This window comes from Bradyrhizobium sp. 187 (assembly GCF_023101005.1).
GTDB lineage: Bacteria > Pseudomonadota > Alphaproteobacteria > Rhizobiales > Xanthobacteraceae > Bradyrhizobium > Bradyrhizobium canariense_D.
In genome coordinates, this window is the sequence record NZ_CP064693.1 from 4632891 (window position 1) to 4649758 (window position 16868).

General features: G+C 61.6%; 16 protein-coding genes and 2 pseudogenes. 8 read left to right on the forward strand and 10 right to left on the reverse strand.

All coding sequences use genetic code 11. The features are described from left to right. Window positions 1–125: 125 nt before the first annotated feature. The 3 genes and pseudogenes from IVB19_RS22355 to IVB19_RS22365 form a co-directional block, all read right to left on the reverse strand. Window positions 126–1331 carry an MFS transporter gene (locus IVB19_RS22355; RefSeq protein WP_247377499.1) on the reverse strand — a complete coding sequence of 402 codons (1206 nt, stop codon included), beginning with the start codon at window positions 1329–1331 and terminating at the stop codon, window positions 126–128. Between the two features lie 135 nt (window positions 1332–1466). Further along, window positions 1467–2294 (reverse strand): 3-oxoadipate:acetyl-CoA acetyltransferase, encoded by an 828-nt coding sequence (locus IVB19_RS22360; protein ID WP_247362349.1) that lies wholly within the window; start codon window positions 2292–2294, stop codon window positions 1467–1469. Window positions 2295–2417: 123 nt separating this feature from the next. Further along, window positions 2418–2843, reverse strand: a pseudogene (locus tag IVB19_RS22365) (MFS transporter); the annotation flags it as partial. 82 nt (window positions 2844–2925) lie between these two features. Between IVB19_RS22365 and IVB19_RS22370 the strand changes: the two are divergent. Both IVB19_RS22370 and IVB19_RS22375 read left to right on the forward strand, forming a co-directional pair. Next, window positions 2926–3201 (forward strand): type II toxin-antitoxin system Phd/YefM family antitoxin, encoded by a 276-nt coding sequence (locus IVB19_RS22370; RefSeq protein ID WP_247819874.1) that lies wholly within the window; start codon window positions 2926–2928, stop codon window positions 3199–3201. Beyond that, a complete protein-coding gene (locus IVB19_RS22375) occupies window positions 3198–3368 on the forward strand; it encodes a hypothetical protein (protein WP_166520788.1) in 171 nt (56 codons plus the stop codon). The genes IVB19_RS22370 and IVB19_RS22375 overlap by 4 nt, the downstream gene beginning before the upstream one ends. Before the next feature lie 20 nt (window positions 3369–3388). Here the strand turns inward: IVB19_RS22375 and IVB19_RS22380 are convergent. After that, window positions 3389–4171, reverse strand: a pseudogene (locus IVB19_RS22380) (PQQ-dependent sugar dehydrogenase); the annotation flags it as partial. Next, window positions 4168–4620, reverse strand: a complete 453-nt coding sequence (locus tag IVB19_RS22385) for a DUF2231 domain-containing protein (RefSeq protein ID WP_085357988.1) — start codon at window positions 4618–4620, stop codon at window positions 4168–4170. The pseudogene IVB19_RS22380 and the gene IVB19_RS22385, both read right to left, overlap by 4 nt. Window positions 4621–4815: 195 nt before the next feature. Between IVB19_RS22385 and IVB19_RS22390 the strand changes: the two genes are divergently transcribed. Next, on the forward strand, window positions 4816–5679 hold the full coding sequence (locus tag IVB19_RS22390; protein ID WP_204511540.1) for a formate/nitrite transporter family protein: 864 nt from the start codon (window positions 4816–4818) through the stop codon (window positions 5677–5679). A gap of 95 nt (window positions 5680–5774) precedes the next feature. Further along, the gene (locus tag IVB19_RS22395; RefSeq protein ID WP_018457613.1) at window positions 5775–5981 is read left to right on the forward strand and encodes a hypothetical protein; all 207 of its coding nucleotides are present in this window, start codon (window positions 5775–5777) and stop codon (window positions 5979–5981) included. A gap of 301 nt (window positions 5982–6282) precedes the next feature. Here IVB19_RS22395 and IVB19_RS22400 read toward each other — a convergent pair whose 3' ends face one another. Further along, window positions 6283–7242 (reverse strand): OmpA family protein, encoded by a 960-nt coding sequence (locus tag IVB19_RS22400; RefSeq protein WP_018457614.1) that lies wholly within the window; start codon window positions 7240–7242, stop codon window positions 6283–6285. A 644-nt stretch (window positions 7243–7886) separates the two neighbouring features. Beyond that, window positions 7887–8459, reverse strand: a complete 573-nt coding sequence (locus IVB19_RS22405; protein ID WP_018457615.1) for a hypothetical protein — start codon at window positions 8457–8459, stop codon at window positions 7887–7889. 694 nt (window positions 8460–9153) lie between these two features. Between IVB19_RS22405 and IVB19_RS22410 the strand changes: the two genes are divergently transcribed. The 3 genes from IVB19_RS22410 to IVB19_RS22420 all read left to right on the forward strand — a co-directional run bounded on the left by IVB19_RS22410 (window position 9154) and on the right by IVB19_RS22420 (window position 12142). Next, window positions 9154–10998 (forward strand): caspase family protein, encoded by a 1845-nt coding sequence (locus IVB19_RS22410; protein WP_247362339.1) that lies wholly within the window; start codon window positions 9154–9156, stop codon window positions 10996–10998. A gap of 157 nt (window positions 10999–11155) precedes the next feature. Continuing rightward, window positions 11156–11803: an alpha/beta hydrolase family protein gene (locus IVB19_RS22415; protein ID WP_247819875.1), complete on the forward strand. Its 648-nt coding sequence runs from the start codon at window positions 11156–11158 to the stop codon at window positions 11801–11803. Further along, a complete protein-coding gene (locus IVB19_RS22420; protein WP_247819876.1) occupies window positions 11804–12142 on the forward strand; it encodes a hypothetical protein in 339 nt (112 codons plus the stop codon). A gap of 18 nt (window positions 12143–12160) precedes the next feature. Here the strand turns inward: IVB19_RS22420 and IVB19_RS22425 are convergent, their stop codons facing one another. From IVB19_RS22425 to IVB19_RS22435, 3 genes are read right to left on the reverse strand one after another with little or no spacing between them, the layout of a single operon-like run. Then, window positions 12161–12808, reverse strand: coding sequence for a DUF4384 domain-containing protein (locus IVB19_RS22425; RefSeq protein ID WP_247362327.1), 648 nt, complete (start codon window positions 12806–12808; stop codon window positions 12161–12163). Window positions 12809–12826: 18 nt separating this feature from the next. Continuing rightward, entirely contained in the window at window positions 12827–14605 is a 1779-nt protein-coding gene (locus IVB19_RS22430; RefSeq protein ID WP_247362325.1) for a caspase family protein, read from the reverse strand. A 57-nt stretch (window positions 14606–14662) separates the two neighbouring features. After that, window positions 14663–16390: an NHL repeat-containing protein gene (locus IVB19_RS22435; protein WP_247819877.1), complete on the reverse strand. Its 1728-nt coding sequence runs from the start codon at window positions 16388–16390 to the stop codon at window positions 14663–14665. On the opposite strand from IVB19_RS22435, the gene IVB19_RS22440 reads away from it, so the two are divergent. Next, window positions 16272–16832 (forward strand): hypothetical protein, encoded by a 561-nt coding sequence (locus IVB19_RS22440; protein WP_231191009.1) that lies wholly within the window; start codon window positions 16272–16274, stop codon window positions 16830–16832. The genes IVB19_RS22435 and IVB19_RS22440 overlap by 119 nt on opposite strands. Window positions 16833–16868: the final 36 nt, after the last annotated feature.

Genomic DNA, 16868 nt, shown 5'->3' on the forward strand with positions numbered 1-16868 from the left:
GCAGGCCGCGCTTCCTGCGGATACACTATTTTGGCGATCCGAGCACTGCACTGTGGGCATACGGCCATCCCCCAGCCCGCCCGGCGCAGGTCACCGCGCGGTGAATTTCCGCATGGCGAATATTCTCAGGTTGCAGCCGCTGCAGCCACCTGCGGCCGGCGGCGGCCGAGCAGGACCAGGATCAGCACCGTGGCGCAGGAGCAGACGAAGGTGAGACCGAGCGCGCCGCGGCTGCCGAACTGGGTGAGCAGGCCGACAAGGAGCGGCGGCGAGACCGCGGAGGCGAGATTGAGCGGCAACGCGATCATCGACATCGCCTTGGCGAACTCGGTCTGATCGTAGAACACGAGCGGGATCGTTGCCCGCGCCACCGCCATCGCGCCGCTGCCGGCGCCGTAGAGCAGGATGAAGGCCGCAACCGCCCAGGTCGCGCCCTCGCTCGTCATCAGCAGCAGCATGGCGATCGGCAGCGCCGTGCCGGCGACGAGCCCGGTCGTGATTCCATCCCACCGCCCTCCGCCGAGAAAATCGAGTCCGCGGGCGCTGACCTGGATCACGCCCAGCATCGAGCCAAACGCAAGCGCCTGCGCCGGGGGAAGCCCCTCCGCCCGGAGCAACTCGATCATGATGGCGCCGATGCCAAAATTGACGAAGGCATTCAGCGTGATCGCGGCAACGACGAGGCTGAAGGTGCTCCTGGGAATCGCAGGCGGCGGCGAAGATTTCACCGGCTCGCCGCCACGATCACCGACGATTTTCCGGCGCGGTGCAAAGAATGCATAGAGCGGAAGGTTGATGACGACCATCATGGCTGCATAGACGAGGCACGTCCCGCGCCAGCCGAGCAAACCGCTGAGGAACGACGTCGTCGGCCAGAAGATGCTGCTCGACAGGCCCGTCACCAGCATCAGCGCGCCGATGGCATTCTTGGCCTGCCGCCCGGCGACCTCGTTCAGCATGATATAGGCGCCGGTCGAAAGCGTGGCGCTGCCGGCGATGCCAAGGACGATCCAGGCCGCGAAATACAGCATCGGCTCGCGCGCGAGGGACAGCAGGATGAAGCCCGGCACGGTGAGGACCGTGCCTGAGATCATGACCTTTCGTGCGCCGTGCCGCGCAAACGACCTGGCGAGCCAGGGCGCGCATAGCCCCATCGACACATAGAGGACGGACGTCCCGGCGAACACCGCCGGCAGGCTCATGCCGAGATCGGCCGCGAGATCGCGTCCGACGATGGCGGGAAGACCTATCGTACCCCACCCGACAAGCTGGGAGACCGCAAGCACCAGCAGGACCCCGATGAGCCTGCTGTCAGATTTCAAGAACCGCATTCCAATCGTCGCCTGCCCGGCAGGCGCCGATCACGCCTGTGACACCTGTCTTACCCCCGGACTTAGCGCAGGGAAACGCCGGCCGTCGAATGGCAGCAGGCGGCCGGGAGCATGTCAGGTGGCGGCAGGAGCGCCCTACCCCGCGAGCCCGAGCAGGGATCGCGCCTCGGCCGCAGTCGCCACGCGCCGGCCGTGACGCGCGACAGCCTCACCGGCGACGGCCACGAGCTCGGCGTTGCTGGCCGCGAGGCGCGCCTTGTCGATCCTGATATTGTCCTCGAGGCCGGTGCGGACCGCATCGGCGCCCCGCGCGAGCGCCCAGCCCATGACCTCGGCCTGGTGGCGTCCGATCCCCGCTGCCGTCCATGTCGCCTCCGGGATCAGCCGCCTGAGCTCTCCCAGCAAGATGTCGAGGACATGCTCGTCCGCGGGCATGGCGTTCTTGACGCCCATGACGAACTGCACGTGCGGACGCTGGTCGATCAGCCCCGCCTCGATCAGGCGGCGGGCGCCATGCAGATGCGACAAATCGAAGATCTCGATTTCCGGCCGGATGCCATTCGCCTTCATCCCGGTGGCGAGGGTCTCGACCAGCGCGGCGCTGTTCTCGTAGACGATGGTCGGAAAGTTCACCGATCCCGTGGACAGCGAGGCCATGTCCGGCTTCAGGTAGAGCGACGATCCGCGCGCCGAGGGATCGCGGCCCCGCCCTCCGGTCGAGAACTGAACGATCATGTCCGGACAGTGCTTCTTGATCCCCGCCTGCACCAGGGCGAAACGCTCGGGATCGGAGGACGGCGTCTCGTCATCGTTGCGAACATGGATATGGGCGAGCGTGGCACCGGCTTCAAAGGCCTGGTGCGTCGACTCGATCTGCTCGGACGGCAGAATCGGGACCGCGGGATTGTCCTTCTTGCGCGGAACGGAGCCGGTGATTGCGACGGCAATGACGACGGGGTTCATCTTGCAACCTCATATTGATTGCGCTCGCGCGCACCAAATTCGAATCGGCGGCCTGACTATGCAGTGAGGCCCTGCCGCCGCGAACATCATCGATCGCGGCGGCAGTTGCCTCTACCATACCCGTCAGGTCCGAACCGTGGCAGCCCCGCTCACCGCATCGCCGGCGCGCTGACGGTCATAATCTGCCCGCAGCATTGGAACGGCATTGGGATTGCCGAGATCGTCGATCCTGATCCGATAGGTTTCCCGCGCGGTCAGGGCGGCCAGCGCGGCGATGACCGTGATAGCGAAGGCAATCGCCCCCACCGTCAACGGAATGTTGGTCGAGCCGGGAGGCGCGACGGTCGCAAACAGGGCGGGCAGCAATGCGGTGATGGTGGTTCCGATGTTCTGCGATATCGCCATCGCCGAGACGCGGGTGCGGGTCGGAAACAGCTCCGGGTAAAAGCTCGGGAAGATCGCGTTGTAGCCCTGATAGACGAGGCCCCACATCAAGAGCGACACCAATATTGCCAGCGGCACATTCCTGATGCTGATGGCATAGAGATAGGATCATCGTCGGCGCGCGGGAGGTGGTTGACATTGGACCATTGCATGGTCCATTTTATGAAAACTGAGGAAGGACAATGAGATGCGGGTCTCCGTTACCGACGCAAAAGGACAATTGACCGATCTTGTCCGCCGCGCAGAGGCCGGCGACGAGGTGATCCTGACGCGACATGGGCATCCCGCGGTACGGCTCGTCCCGGTCAAGCTTTCGCCGGACCGCGCCACCCGCCGGACCGCGCTTGAGGCGGCGCGAAGGACCGGCGGGGCGAAAGCTATTCCCGGACCGAGCGCCGCGCGCAGTCAGGACTTTCTTTTCGGCGATGATGGACTGCCGGAACACTTCAGGAGGCTGCGATGACCAAGCCCCGTGAACCGAACGGCATTGAACCCTCCCGCTCTGAAGACGACATTCAGCGAGACCAGCTCGGGCCGCGCGGCGTGCCGGGTGCGCCGGATCCGGCCAAGATGACACCCCAACGCGACAAGAAAACGCCGAAGCACGTCGATCCCGGTCACACGGCCTGACGGCTGCCCCGCGGCTTTTGGTTGCGCAAGCCGCTCGCGAAGATGCGCCAGCGGCCGCTGGCACGGTCGATCTCGAGGATCGCGGCGCGATTGTGCTCGGCCTCCATGCCGTTCTCGGTGATGTTGCTGTTGGAGCCGACGCCGGCATAGAGCTTTGAACCGTCGGGGCTCGCGACCAGGCTCTTGGTCCAGTGATGATCGATTGGTCCGCCCGGCAGCGGCGTCAGCACCGTGCCCGGCGCGGTGATCTTCGTATCACCCTCCGTGTAGGGATATCTGACGATCGCATCGGTGTTGGCGACATAGAGATCGTTGCCGACCAGCGCGACGCCGAACGGCGAGTTGAGATGGTCGAGGAAGACGCTCTGCACGTCCGGCACGCCGTCGCCGTTGCTGTCGCGCAGCAGCGTGATGCGGTTGCTCGCGCCGGTGTCGCCGCCTGATGTCGCCCAGGACTCGATGTATCCCATCACGATTTCCTTGGGCCGCTTGATCGGAGCGCCCTTCGGCGCCTTGGATTCCACCACCAGCACGTCGCCGTTGGGCAGCACGTAGAGGAATCGGGGGTGCTGCAAGCCGGTCGCGAAGGCCTTGGCCTGCAAGCCCTGCGCGACGGCCGGGGTCTCGTCCTTTTTCCAGCCGACGATACGGGCGATGTGCATCGGCGGCAGCAGGTATTGCTGGATGTCGGGCAGCGTCGGGTTGGCGCCGGTTTGCGCCTTCGGATCGCCACTGCCGTCATTGCAGCCGGCGAGACACAGCAGCGAGGCACACAACAGCACCCGAACGATTGCGGAGTTCATCGCGCAACTCCTACACCGTGGCGATACACCATCGCCCAGCCGAGCCAGCCGGTGACCGGCAGGATCAATACGGTGATGGCTGAAAGAATGAGCCCGGTCGGCCACACCGAGGTCCAGGCATCGCGCGTATGGATCAACGCATTGACGATCGCCAGGACCAACGCCACCGCGTTGCCGATCAGATGCGGCCAGGCCGGCGGTTGCGCCCGCACCAGACGGTTGCCGAGAAAATCGGTCAGGCCCGCGATCGCCGCCAGTACGCCGAAGATGACGCCGACGACCAGAAGCCAGGCGGAAAAATCCGCCCACATGATCTCGGCACTGACGACATAGGCGATATCGGTCAACAGCGCTCCGATGAAACAAGCGATCGGTATCGGCACCAGCATCGGATGAATCGGATGGCCCGCGATCTGCGCGGTTGAGCGCACACGCAAATTGTCTTGCACGGTTGGCCTCTTGTCAGATCGCCACCCGCCCCGGTAGAAAACACCCGCTTTCCACGAAGGTTCCTGATGGTCGACCACGGCGCCGCCGCTGTGCCTCAACAATGCTGCGGCGTGCGAGCACTTACCAGGAACCCCTTGCCGCTCCGAGCCTTGATCCCGGCATTGAGATGAACCTGCCCTTCAGGAGACCGCGGAGTGGACCAGCCTGGCGACGGCGCCTCCTTCAATCCAGCCTCAAAGCTCGACGGCGTCTCGCGGCGCCAGACGAAACAGATCGAATCCCAGAGCCGGCCTAGCGCAGCGCTGATCCATGAGACAATCCGCGCCGAGGGTGAGCAGGAACTGGAACGGCGATGGTGGGCCATCGTGCTGTCCGGCCTCGCCGCCGGCCTTTCGATGGGATTGTCCCTGATTGTCCAGGGCGAGTTTCACGCGCTGATTTCCGACGAGGCCACCCGACGGCTGGTGGCTCCGCTCGGCTACACGGTCGGTTTCCTGGTCGTGGTGCTGGGACGGCAGCAGCTCTTCACCGAGAACACCCTGACGCCGATGCTGCCGCTGTTGCACAACAGGGATCTCGGCACGCTTGGGAGCGTGATCAAGCTTTGGGGCCTGGTCCTCGCCTCCAACATCGCAGGAACCTGGGCCGTTGGATCCGTGCTCGCGCACACCAGCATCTTCGAACCCCGCATCGTGGGCGCCTTCGTCGATCTCAGCCGCCACACCATCGAGGGTACGTTCGCGACGACCCTTGTCCGGGCGATCTTTGCCGGCTGGCTGATCGCCTTGATGGCGTGGCTACTGCCTGCCGTGAAGGGATCGCGCCCGCACCTCGTCGTCGTGATGACCTATGTGGTCGCGCTCGGCCAGTTCGCGCACATCATCGCGGGCTCGGTCGAGTGCGCCTTCCTGGTGCAGAGCGGCCTGGCGTCGCTCTCGCAATATGCCTCGGACTTCTTCGTACCGACACTCCTCGGCAATATTCTGGGCGGAACGACCCTCGTGGCCCTGCTGAACTACGGACAGGTCGCCCCCGAAATCCGCGACCACAGGGAGTAAAGAGCCTGCACAAAAGCTGCCGCCTCGACAGGAACGATGGGCCCGAGCCGAGCTTGCCTCGGCAAATCAACGCGCGCCGACGAGCAGGATCAATCATGAGCACCGATACCAAGAGCCCATTCGACAAGGACCCGGCCGAAGGATCACGCGACATCATCGATCGTGAATTGCAGCGTGCCGAAGATACCGCCAACAACAAGGTCGATCATCTCCCCGGCGTGAAGGTCAGCGGGCAGCCCCAGGGCGGCGCAGTCGATCGTGCCCGGAAGCAGCGCGAGGAGAAGGACAGCAAACAGGAATAGAGCCGCTCTGCCGACCCGAAACGCACCCGGTTATCGCAAGGCCGCCCGCTCCAAGCTCCAGCCGTCACCGGGACCGACTTGACGGTCAAAGTCGGTCAATCAAGATGCATCAATTGTTGGGATGGAGCGGGTGAAGGGAATCGAACCCTCGTATTCAGCTTGGAAGTCTCGAAATACTGTAGTGTCTTCAAAGGCTATTCTGACATTTTCGGCGTTTTTTGACCCATTGAGATCACTACGGCGGGTCAACCCGGAGCTCCCCTCGCCGACGCCGGCTAAAGGTTATGATGAGCCGATTCACTCAAGGCCCGCCAAACGGCTTCGGTCGCTCCAGCGGGACGAAAGCGCTCAAATGGGCTGGGTAGGTCGACGCGCCGCCGCCGATGGTCGTGCCCGTGCTGATGCTCAAGTAGACGTCCTTCACTCCTCTGGGCGTTTCGAGCAAGATCCAGTTCTTGCTTAAGTCCCCTATCCCGATAGTCGTAAAGCGCATTGACTTGCCGAACTGCGAACAGGAGATGGGCTTTTCGGTCGTAAACGAATTCCAGGGGCCATGCAGAGTACCCGATCTGCCGCCGGTCTTCGGAAGGGTCAAGCCGAAGCCTAGGCCGACCGCCGCATAGACGTAGGTGCACTTCAAATTGTTTTCCGTGTCCCATATGGAGAACAACGCGCTGGCAAACGCAATCCCGGCTCCGGCCCTGCCCTTGACGATGCGCTTGATGGCCGCTCTCGCTGCAAACGAGATCGAACCGTCGACCTCAAGCAGCATGGCTATCTTGAAATTTCGACTGACCTTTGGCTTCGGCGGAACGGGTCGCGGCAAGTCTGGCTTTATGATCGGTTCGAAATAGACCTTAGGCAGAACCCAAAGGACCACTGATCTATCGTTGTCTTCGTCCAGCCTGTGATTTGCCGTCTGCGTATTGCCGATGGCGTGCGTCTGCATTTGCTCCGGGCGGATGCCCATCTCTGACAGAGACCGCGCGACCGTAATGACGCGGTTGGCTGATGTCGTCATATTCCAATCAGCCGTACCGATCCGGCTCGCGGATCCCGTCATCCAGATCTGACCAGCGTCGTGCTCCACCAGGGGAACCACCTTGTTCTTCAGAAATTCGAAGTGCTCTGTCTTCAAGCCCCGAAACTGGTAGCCGGCAAAGTCATCGAAATCGAAATTCCAAAGCCGCGCGTGCAAAACCCCCACTCCCGAAAAATCCAGATCGACGTCAACCTTGCCCGGACCGGTTTTGTGGAACATTCTCTTCGACCTGCAATCGACAAATAGGAACTCGTCGGTGATCGTCCGGACGGCCGCAGGACCACCTTGTTTTAGTGCAGGCAGGAAAAGAGAAGTTCAAATCGACAGCTGCAACGAAGGTTGTGACCTTGCTCCCATTTCGATCTGGCACCGAAGGAGTATGCGCTTGTGCAATACGCGACATCACTGTCGCGATCGGAGCAGCTACGATATAAGAGAGTCGCGATAGGACGGGCCCTGGAATTCGTACAGCACGACGACTTTGCGCGATCGCCCTAGACTTGGAGGGCCGCTACCCAACCACGTTAAATCGGCAGTGCATCTGGATAGTACGTTTGCCGGCTTGTTCTGCGTCTGCCTGATCGCCCATCAAAAATAGAGCGAAACGGTAAGCGTCGTCTAGCGCAGCTGCAATATCCCGGAAGCACTTGACATGGTCGTTGGTGATCTCATCGTTGGGGTCATTTGCATATTAATTGCGGATGGCTTTTCCCAAAGCGGGAGAAGTGGTTACCAGCGTGATCGCAATCATGGACTCTTGCGCCGAACGCCTGGATTGGAGCGACGAGGATCTCGCGAATAGGAACGAAGGCGCGCAACGTGCAGAACGACGGAGCTGACAAATTCTGCGGCCGGCCACGGACTTATCCACCAAATCGCTTGACCAGCTTTGAACCCTTGGCTGCATCAATCTGCTGGCCCGTCAGGTCAGAACCGACGCTCAATCCTATCGTCATGAGGTTCTTGACACGCCGCGCCGCCTGCTTCTCATTGGAATAGTCGATCTCGACGTGATCGAGGCTCATTAGATGGCCGAGCTCGTGAGCCCAGGCGCGTCCATTGGCGTGGTCATTGCCATACCATTGGACGAAGCTTGCCGGCTCCGGTTGGCTATTGGGGTATGAGCTTCCACCGGCGGCCAGATTTTCAATCGAATTGACGAGGTAGATGTGGACGGCATTGTCCGGATCGTGCCGAGAGGCAAGAACACCCAGCAATCGCTGGTCATTGCTGCGCGCGCTCTTTGCCATGTCGAGCGGCTTCTCCATCAAGCAATCGCTGATCACGAACGCGATCTTGGCCTTTGACCAGATCGTATTGACCACGTCGAGCGCCTTCTTGGCTGTCTCGCTGCTCCATTGCCCGGGCTCAACGCTCCCCCTATCGGCAAATGGCGTGATGTAAATCCTCAACGGAATGGGCATCAACTTCTCCAAAGTTCGGAATTGCGATTGTATCTCCGTACGCTATCGTTCGAAATAGAGCGGCTTATATTCAGGGCTTTCTGATTAAGTCGGCTGGCGACTTGCGCACTGACGACTTCCGGCAGCGGCCACCGACGCGATCGACTGGTCGACCAAGGCCCGCCTTCGCGACTCGGAGACTGGTTCCCTCGTTGCGAAGGAGCAGTTGCCGGGGCGAGCGTCCGGCAGGAACCTGAAGATCGAGCACCGGGGACCATGGAAAGCCGAACTGACGGGCTCCTGACCTCCGCGCAAGCTGTAACCGAGAGATTGACCCGCAAGCCGGCGTCCTGGACTTCACGTCCCCTCGATCTGCCGACCGCGGAATCTTCGTTTGAACTAAGCCAGAGGCTCTGCTGCACTGCCGCGAACACGCCTTAAGTGCAATAATCCTATAATTTCAAAAGCTTAATTCGCCAGCGCGAGACATCGATACTGGCGGGTGCCCATCATCCTCATGAAACGGCACACAGCGCCGGCCCGCGATTTCTTCCGTGCCGTTTGAACGCGAGCGCAGTGCCAGACAACACATAGGAATGGATCGGGCTCGAAACTGGTACTGTACGGAGATAGGCCAGCGGCCAGTGGCGTGTGAATTCAGTAATCATGCCTTACGCGGCCATCTTCGCGACGTTATCATTCGATGAGCATAGGTTGGGTGTTCGCCATGAGGTTATACAGGCACCTTCGAGTTTTGCTTCTTCTTGCCGCTTCGCTGTTACTGGCAGCCCAGCCAGCCTGGGCGACAAAGCGCGTGGCTTTGGTGGTTGGCAATGCCAACTATCAGAATGCCCCTCTGCTCCCAAACCCGGCCAACGACGCTGCCGCCATCACTGAAACCTTGAAGGGCGCAGGTTTCGATGTGGTTGACTCAAGGCTCAACCTCGCCGCGACCGATATGCGGCGGGCCCTGAGAGAATTCGCCGATCAGGCGCGCAATGCGGACATAGCCCTGGTGTACTATGCTGGCCACGGCATCGAGATCGACGGGACAAACTATCTGATCCCGACCGACGCCAGACTCGAACGTGACACTGATATTTATGACGAAGCATTCTCACTCGACCGCGTCCTGCTGGCAATCGAGCCTGCGAGACAGTTGCGCGTGGTGATCGTCGACGCGTGCCGCAACAATCCGTTTGCCGATTCGATGAAGCGTACAGTTGCCTCTCGATCAATCAGCCGCGGGCTGGCCAGGGTCGAACCCGCCGTCTCCAACACGCTGATCGCGTTTGCCGCGAAAGCCGGACTAACCGCCCTCGATGGCAACAGCAAGAATAGTCCGTATGCGACGGCTCTCGTAAAGTACATCGCAAAGCCGGGGCTCGACTTGCGTAGGGCCTTCGGCTTCGTCCGCGATGATGTCTTGCAAGCCACCGGCAACCGACAGGAGCCCTATGTCTACGGCTCGCTGGGCGGCGAAGACGTTGCACTTGTTCCCGCTGCCAAGGCTGATGAGCCGGTGCAAGCAGCCAACCCCCAGGCAGAAATTCGTCGTGATTACGAATTGGCCTTGCAACTACGCAACAAGCCCGCTCTGGACGCGTTCCTGAACCAGCATCCGGACGGATACTACGCAAATCTTGCCAAGCTGCAGCTTAATCAGCTCGATGCTGAGGACGCACGCGTCGCGGCAACAGCGAAGGCGCAGCAGGCGGAACAGCAGAAAACTCGGCTGATGTCGCAGGGCGCCCAGCGTGCCGACCAAGAGAAGGCGGCCGCGGATCTGAAGGCTGCGGAAGACGCCCGAATTGCCGCCGAGAAGGCGAAGCAGGCCGCGCAGGAGCAGGCCACCGAGGCAGAACGGAAACGAATTGCGTCCGAATCTACAATCGTTGCGGCTCTCTCCGGGAATAAGCCGGCTGTTGGGAGTGCCTTCGCGGACAATCCTACAGTCGCTGCGCTGGCTGACGACAATACGCCGCCAAAGCTTGCCGCACTCAGCGCCGAGCCGCGCCAGACCGATATCGCAAAAGCCGATATCACCAAATCCGTACAAAGCGAATTGAACCGCGTCGGCTGCTTCACCGGTAGCGTAGATGGCCAATGGAATGCAGCCTCCCAGCGCTCCTTGGCTCTCTTCAACCAGCACGCGGGAACCAAATTTGACGCCAAGCTCGCAAGTCTCGACGCGCTTGACGCAATCAAGCTCAAGCCGTCCCGCGTCTGTCCCCTGATCTGTGATCATGGCTACAAGGCTGCCGGCGACCACTGCAGCAGAATCTCCTGTGCAAGGGGCTCGTTCCTCAACGACGACAATGAATGCGAGAAACAGCGCGCCAGGCCCGTCAATGCCGCCAAGAGCAATGACAGTCAGCGGCAGGATCGGCCATTGCGTCAGCGGGCGCAGGCGAGCGCAGGCGGCTATGGCGCTGCGGTGGGCCATGCGACGGCCAGTCCTCAGATCATATGCAACGCCAGCAGCTGCCGTCCGGTCCAGCGCGGCTGCCATCTCGAATATCGCGGCGGTGGCGGGCCAGGCAACGAGGCCAATGTCGAGGTATGCCATTAGCCTCACCGCTCCTACACAACTGCGCGCTGGCACGGCGCCGAGTTGTCACGGCGCGTCGGAGCCATCAGGCCCGGTGGATTTAGGATCGCAAGCATGGCAAGTGGCCGAGCTAACGTCAGAGTCCCAAGCCTGATGTGGCCGAATCGGAGCGACCTGCGTGGTTGCGTGTGAGCTTGAGCAAAAGGACGCCAACGCCTTTCCTGGGGTGACGCTCTTCACGAAGCGGCAGGCGCCCGGCATGAAACCAACGGCGGTTTATCTTCCGCCAAAGCACCCAACAGCCGCCACCAAGTTCGATGTCGTGATCTGGCTTCACGGCTTCTACGTCAAAAACCATGAATTCCTTTTCCACAACGATCCAGCGCGGCTGCGCGAACAGGTCCGGGATTCCGGCAAGGACGTGGTGCTCATCGCGCCCTTCCTGGGCTACGAATATGCTGTGGGCAACACCTTTGCCGGAAACTACAGCGTGTCCGACCTGGCCACCGCGAACTGGGGTGAACGCTATCTCGAGGAGATCCTTGGAGCTCTGGCCAGGTTCCTGGGTATCTCCTCGACGTCCATTCCTCAGCTCCAGATCGGCAAGCTCATCATCGCATGCCACTCCGGCGGTGGTAACGGCATGCGCAATCTCGTCGGGAGCCTCGGAAAGTATCAGGGGAAGCTGACGGCTTGTTGGGGATTTGATTGCCTTTACGGTGCCAATGCGCGGCCCGACGATGCGACCTTTTGGTACCAGTGGCTATCTGGGCAGAGCGGCCACGCCCTCGAGATCGTGTATGGTCCGTCAACTCTCCCGCAATAGGTGAAGCTGGACCTGATCGGGCGCGGGCTGGCGACGGCCGATGGCAATCAAACCCAGCCTCAGCGCCCTGCCCTCAAGAATCTCAACGTAAGCTTGGGTCATTACGACCTGTTCCCGGCATTTGGACAGATGGTCAGGGTCAACGATCTTGACGCGGCTTTCGTGGATCGCTTCATGATACCGCAGGTCGCGGACCAACCGCGGCATAAGCCTGCGCCGCTGGACGGGGAATTCCTCCAGCACGCGATTTCCAACATTCGCAGTGCTTTTCCCTTTCCAAAGGACATTCATTACATGATCGCCCGCGGTGGCTTCTTCAGCCGACTGAGCAAGCTATAGCCCCAAGCCTCACAGGACTCACTTGATGGAATAGGATTTGACGTCGAACGACCAATTGTTCGTCACAAGCTTTCCGCTGCTGTTGTCCGGCACGCGCAGCTCACTGGTCCAGGCCGATAGATAGCTCAACGCGTCCGCCTGACCTTCCAGCTTGCGAGGCATGTCCGGCAAATCGAGCAATTGCACGCGCAGCTCGCTCAGGATGGCGATCATCACTGCGGACCCCGTCGGCGGTGCGACGACATATTCAAAACCACGCTGCCGCGCCGCCGGAGCAGGGACGACAAATTCGACACCCGGCTTGACGAGATTAATGTCGCGTTCGTTCGACTGCGCCAATAGCTCGGGGGTCGGAAAGATCTGGGACATCCGCCCTTCCGAGTCGACGTCAACCAGAATGAGATATCCAGGCCTCCTGGCGGTGACGCCGAACGAGACCTTGGCGCCGACGTTGACGGTCTGACTCGGCAGGATCTGAAGGGACACACTCGCGGTATTGGTCTGCCTGCGCACCGCTTGTGCGGGCCAAAGCCAAGGTACGTACGTCGTGCCGATATGCAACGCCCCCGTCGGCAACGGTGCTGCGGACGCAGGTCCGCTGCCCGCCTGTAGCAGCAGGAATGCGAACCATGCTCGCTGGCGGCGGATCGACTGCGATGACGGCATGGCGTGCTCCCCTAAGAGTCAGGGAGCACTGAAGAAGCCGATCGAGGCGATTCGCGCGTCCGCGGGCAAGTAACGCTCGAGACTCTTGATCACCTGCCCCGAGGCGCGACGCCGGTTGAACTGTACTAGGGCTGTCTCAAGCTCGACCATGCGTTGCTGCGAAGTCACCGCAACGATCTGTTCCGCACCGAACGGCTCGCCGACCCTGAGCGGTAGGCGCAAACTCGCCGATCTGGCCAACGCCGCATCAGCACCCACCGGATACAACAATTGGATGGTGCCGTCGCCGGACACATTGAACAGCAGCACCGCCCTTGATGCCACATCAGATAGGTCAACTTCGATGGTCTGGCCAGCACGTTGTTGGCGATCGTCTGGCCAAATACGCATCACCTGCGGCGACCGTGTCGCAATGCGCTTGAGTTCACGAATTGCCGCAGTCCTATCAATCACCGTCGGCAGGCTGGCAACGTCCATCCCGTAGGCGACCACATCACCCCAAGCGATCACGTCGTGCGACACAGGATCCCATATCAGGTCGGGATTGTCCGTCGGTTGAACAGCCTGCACGGAAACATCTTTTGGCTTCACGCTTACAAAATAGCTAGTCTTGCCGTCCAGCGCCGCCAGCCGGATTGGTGCAACGAGGCGTAGAGGCCCCGGCGCGCCGGCGATCGGAAGTTCCTTGGCCGCGCCCGCAAGGGTCGGAATGGTTGGAGCCTTGGCCGTGACAGCCGGCGGTGCGGGCGCCTGTCCATCGACGGGCACCCCGGCTCCGGCCTGACCCGAGGCCGCTCTCGCGGCCGGCCCCTGAATCAGCACGACACCGCGCGTCAATCCGAAGGCGACGTCGGTATCCGGCGTCTGAGCTGGCGATGATACAGTCACGATATTCTGGCGCTGGTCCGAGAGCTGATAGACCACCTGCCGAACGTTGCTGAAAAGCTCCTTAAGCGTCACCTTCCCATCGTGATTGATGTCCGCGCTACCTTCCACCGCACGCGCGACCGCATAGCTGAGAGCCCCGCGTAGGCCATCGATGCCAGGGATGCGGACTTCCGGCGCTTTGGTGTAGCGGTCCACCGCGGCCAGAAACGCCGTGTGGTCAAGGTCAAGTTCAGACTTCGGATCGTTGCTGTCCGACACCGGCTTCAGTTCGTCGACCAGCAACGTGTAGCGCGGGACCTGCCGGAAGCTCATCTCAGCGGCACGCGGATCGATGTCGCGCACCATACCGCCACCGTGGCAGGTGTCAGCCACGAAGATCACCCTCGCTCCGCGCAGCTCGAACTGCCGTATGAAATGGTTGAACTCGCTGCCCAGAACCCGCTCAACGGACCCGGTTGGCGTGGTTTCAAAGCCTGGCAGCAGGAACACGTTCTCCATCCCGTCCGGCTCCGCGCCCTTGACGCGCTCCGGCTCCTGGGTGCCATGGCCGGCGATCGACAGAAAGATGAGGTCGTTGTTCTTGGTCCGCTCCACCAGTGCACTGATCTCGCGCAGGACGCCTGCCCTGTCGGCCTGCGCGTTAGTCAGTTCGACGACGTCGCCAACCCCCATGGATTTAAGGCTGGTCACGATGTCCGTAGCGTCAGCGACCGCACCCTTCAATTTGCGCACGTGCTGGTAGTCGTCGATCCCGATCACGAGCGCACGCACCGCCGCCCCATCTGGATTGCTGAGCGACAAATCTCCTGCCGCATGCGCCCGCGGGATTGTCAGTCCGATCAACGCGGCGAGCCCGATGGTGGCGCACAGCCGCCCGATCCCGCAGTCAAGTCCTCTGGGCATCCGCATCGTGATCCACCTCGACATCATGCCTACCCATTTTGTAGCTCTGGCGACACACTGGGTTCAGCGCCTTTTGCCTGCCGTTTTGCGGCCCGCCGGCGGTTGTTCAGTCTGCTCCTGATAGGCGCCCGCTGAAACCGTCGTCTGATCATCCGCGAACGCTCGAAAGCGGACCGGAACATAGCCGCGCGCGAGCAAGCTCGCCAATGGATAGACGTTGCGACAGACGCGGCCGTTGCAGCCACCGGTCGAGGATTCCATCACCTCGGCCTTGCGATCAGGCGTGAACCGCAGGAACAGCATCACATGCGAGCCTGGCTTGTTCAGCGCATCGCCGGGCCTCAGGTCCCAAGGATTTGCCACGGGCGCAGCGATCGCGGGGATAGCTGCAGTCGTATAGTGGACGGAGAGCCCCCACGCGGCGCTGACGAATGCCGAACAGTCGACGCCCGCCACATCGGGCCGTGGCGCATTGCGGGTGCACACATTGCCAGCCAGCGTTCCGCTCTCGATCCGCTGCCGGAAGTTCGCGAGCGAACCGTGGCAGCCCCAGCAATACGGTACGCCGCGCACCTCCTGGTTCACTTTTCCCTGCAGATACCACGGCCGACGAACACGGCTGAAGCCGCTGCATTGGCTGTCGGGATCGTTGCCGTAGTTCGCCTGCGTCAGCTTCCACTGGATACCCTCGAACGCAAACGCGGTCTCGATCGCCTGCTGGCGATTGGACGGCCTCACGGCGGCCGAAGCGTCAAATTTGACGCCGGATTGTGGTGCCGGCGCCGTCGTCGTTCGCGACGGCCGCACGTCGATAATCGAGGCATTGGTCAGAGGTCGGAACCCGACGCCAATCACTTCGATACCGTCCGGCTTGGTTCGCAGGAAATAGACATCGCCACTGCCCGACACCGTGACGAACCGTCTGGTCAGCGGCGTATTTTCCAGAGGAAGCTCATAGATTCCCTCGAGACGCCCGTTCGCGGCATAGCGTGCGACGAACGTGGAGGCGTTCTTTCCTGATGGCGGAACGTCCTCGGCCAGCACGTAGAAGCGGTCGCTGTTGTCGATCTCGAGAAACTCCACCGTGCCGAGCTGGTTGCGCACGCGCAGGCCGAGTTGGCCGATGGTTTCGTTGGTGACCATGGTCTGGATCTCGACCCGGACGCTGGCATTGCCCTTGTCCGGAATGATGTCGGCGATCACCGAGCCCTTGCTTCGAGAAGCCACGTATTGCCGGTCAGGCTGCCGGGTCGTCCTGATGATGGCCGCGCGGGTGTTCTGATCGAGCAGGTCCGCCGCGCTGCCGGGTGCCTGCGATCCCATCTGGGCGAAAGCGGAGACGGCAACCTGGTCGTCTGCTCCACGGCTCGAGACCTCCTCAAGCTGGATCACGTCACCGCCGAGTCCGCGCGTGGATTGCCCCGGCGCCGCCTTCAGCGTCCGTACGCCACCGTCCCAAACCATTATGTCGCCCTCATGGACGACGAGATCGGTCGGCTGGACGTCTTTCGGCATCTTGAGGACGTCGGGATCGGAGTTTGGCTGTTTCGGGTCAAACTGGATGATGCGACCGTTGATCTGATCGAGCAAAAACAGGTTGCCCTGCCCGTCGGCGCTGAGTGCTTGCGGTCCCGCGAGTTCCACGTCCTCGCTGGCCGGGACTATGCCGACCATGGAAGCAGCCGAACCGCCGGTAAAGCTGCGTACGACAGTATCGTCGGCGTGCGCCTTGGTTCCGAAAATGCCCGCGCTAACGATGAAGACCCAGATCCAATGTTTTGGACGAAGCATATTCGCCTCAATGTACCCCGAACCGATCGCCGCGTCGGATCGACTAATCCGAGATGCCGTTGATGCCGCGCGTCAATTAGTGGTGAGCAATCTCAATCGCGTTCAATTCTATCACTGGACGGTGATAGTCCGAAATTTCTTCAGCTTGCCGAGGAAAACCATGGCCCGGAATAGATTTGAGCAAGTGAACGAAGTCCAGCCCGACGCGGTCACGCTGCTCCTGAAACGCGACAGTGACGGTGCCTCCGGAGCGATCGTGCTGCCTGCCGCCGCGAGCCAAGGGCGGCTGACCACCGACCAGGTCAGCGCGCAATTGCCGGCTCAGGATGCTTTTCGCGGCGCGATCCGGCTGGCTAACGACGTCAAGCTCGCGCTCGTGGTGTGCGATCCAGACGGGGTCTGGAAGCCCGAGTGGGGCGATCTTTATCAACCGATCGATTGACCCGCATCGGATGGAGCCGGCAAATGCTGCGACGCC

Excerpts from the sequence above, each read along its gene's own strand:
- IVB19_RS22355 (WP_247377499.1), bottom strand. The coding sequence starts at position 1,331 with ATGCGGTTCTTGAAATCTGACAGCAGGCTCATCGGGGTCCTGCTGGTG.
- IVB19_RS22360 (WP_247362349.1), bottom strand. The coding sequence starts at position 2,294 with ATGAACCCCGTCGTCATTGCCGTCGCAATCACCGGCTCCGTTCCGCGC.
- IVB19_RS22370 (WP_247819874.1), top strand. The coding sequence starts at position 2,926 with ATGCGGGTCTCCGTTACCGACGCAAAAGGACAATTGACCGATCTTGTC.
- IVB19_RS22375 (WP_166520788.1), top strand. The coding sequence starts at position 3,198 with ATGACCAAGCCCCGTGAACCGAACGGCATTGAACCCTCCCGCTCTGAA.
- IVB19_RS22395 (WP_018457613.1), top strand. The coding sequence starts at position 5,775 with ATGAGCACCGATACCAAGAGCCCATTCGACAAGGACCCGGCCGAAGGA.
- IVB19_RS22400 (WP_018457614.1), bottom strand. The coding sequence starts at position 7,242 with ATGTTCCACAAAACCGGTCCGGGCAAGGTTGACGTCGATCTGGATTTT.
- IVB19_RS22410 (WP_247362339.1), top strand. The coding sequence starts at position 9,154 with ATGAGGTTATACAGGCACCTTCGAGTTTTGCTTCTTCTTGCCGCTTCG.
- IVB19_RS22425 (WP_247362327.1), bottom strand. The coding sequence starts at position 12,808 with ATGCCGTCATCGCAGTCGATCCGCCGCCAGCGAGCATGGTTCGCATTC.
- IVB19_RS22430 (WP_247362325.1), bottom strand. The coding sequence starts at position 14,605 with ATGCGGATGCCCAGAGGACTTGACTGCGGGATCGGGCGGCTGTGCGCC.
- IVB19_RS22440 (WP_231191009.1), top strand. The coding sequence starts at position 16,272 with ATGGAAGCAGCCGAACCGCCGGTAAAGCTGCGTACGACAGTATCGTCG.
- IVB19_RS22435 (WP_247819877.1), bottom strand. The coding sequence starts at position 16,390 with ATGCTTCGTCCAAAACATTGGATCTGGGTCTTCATCGTTAGCGCGGGC.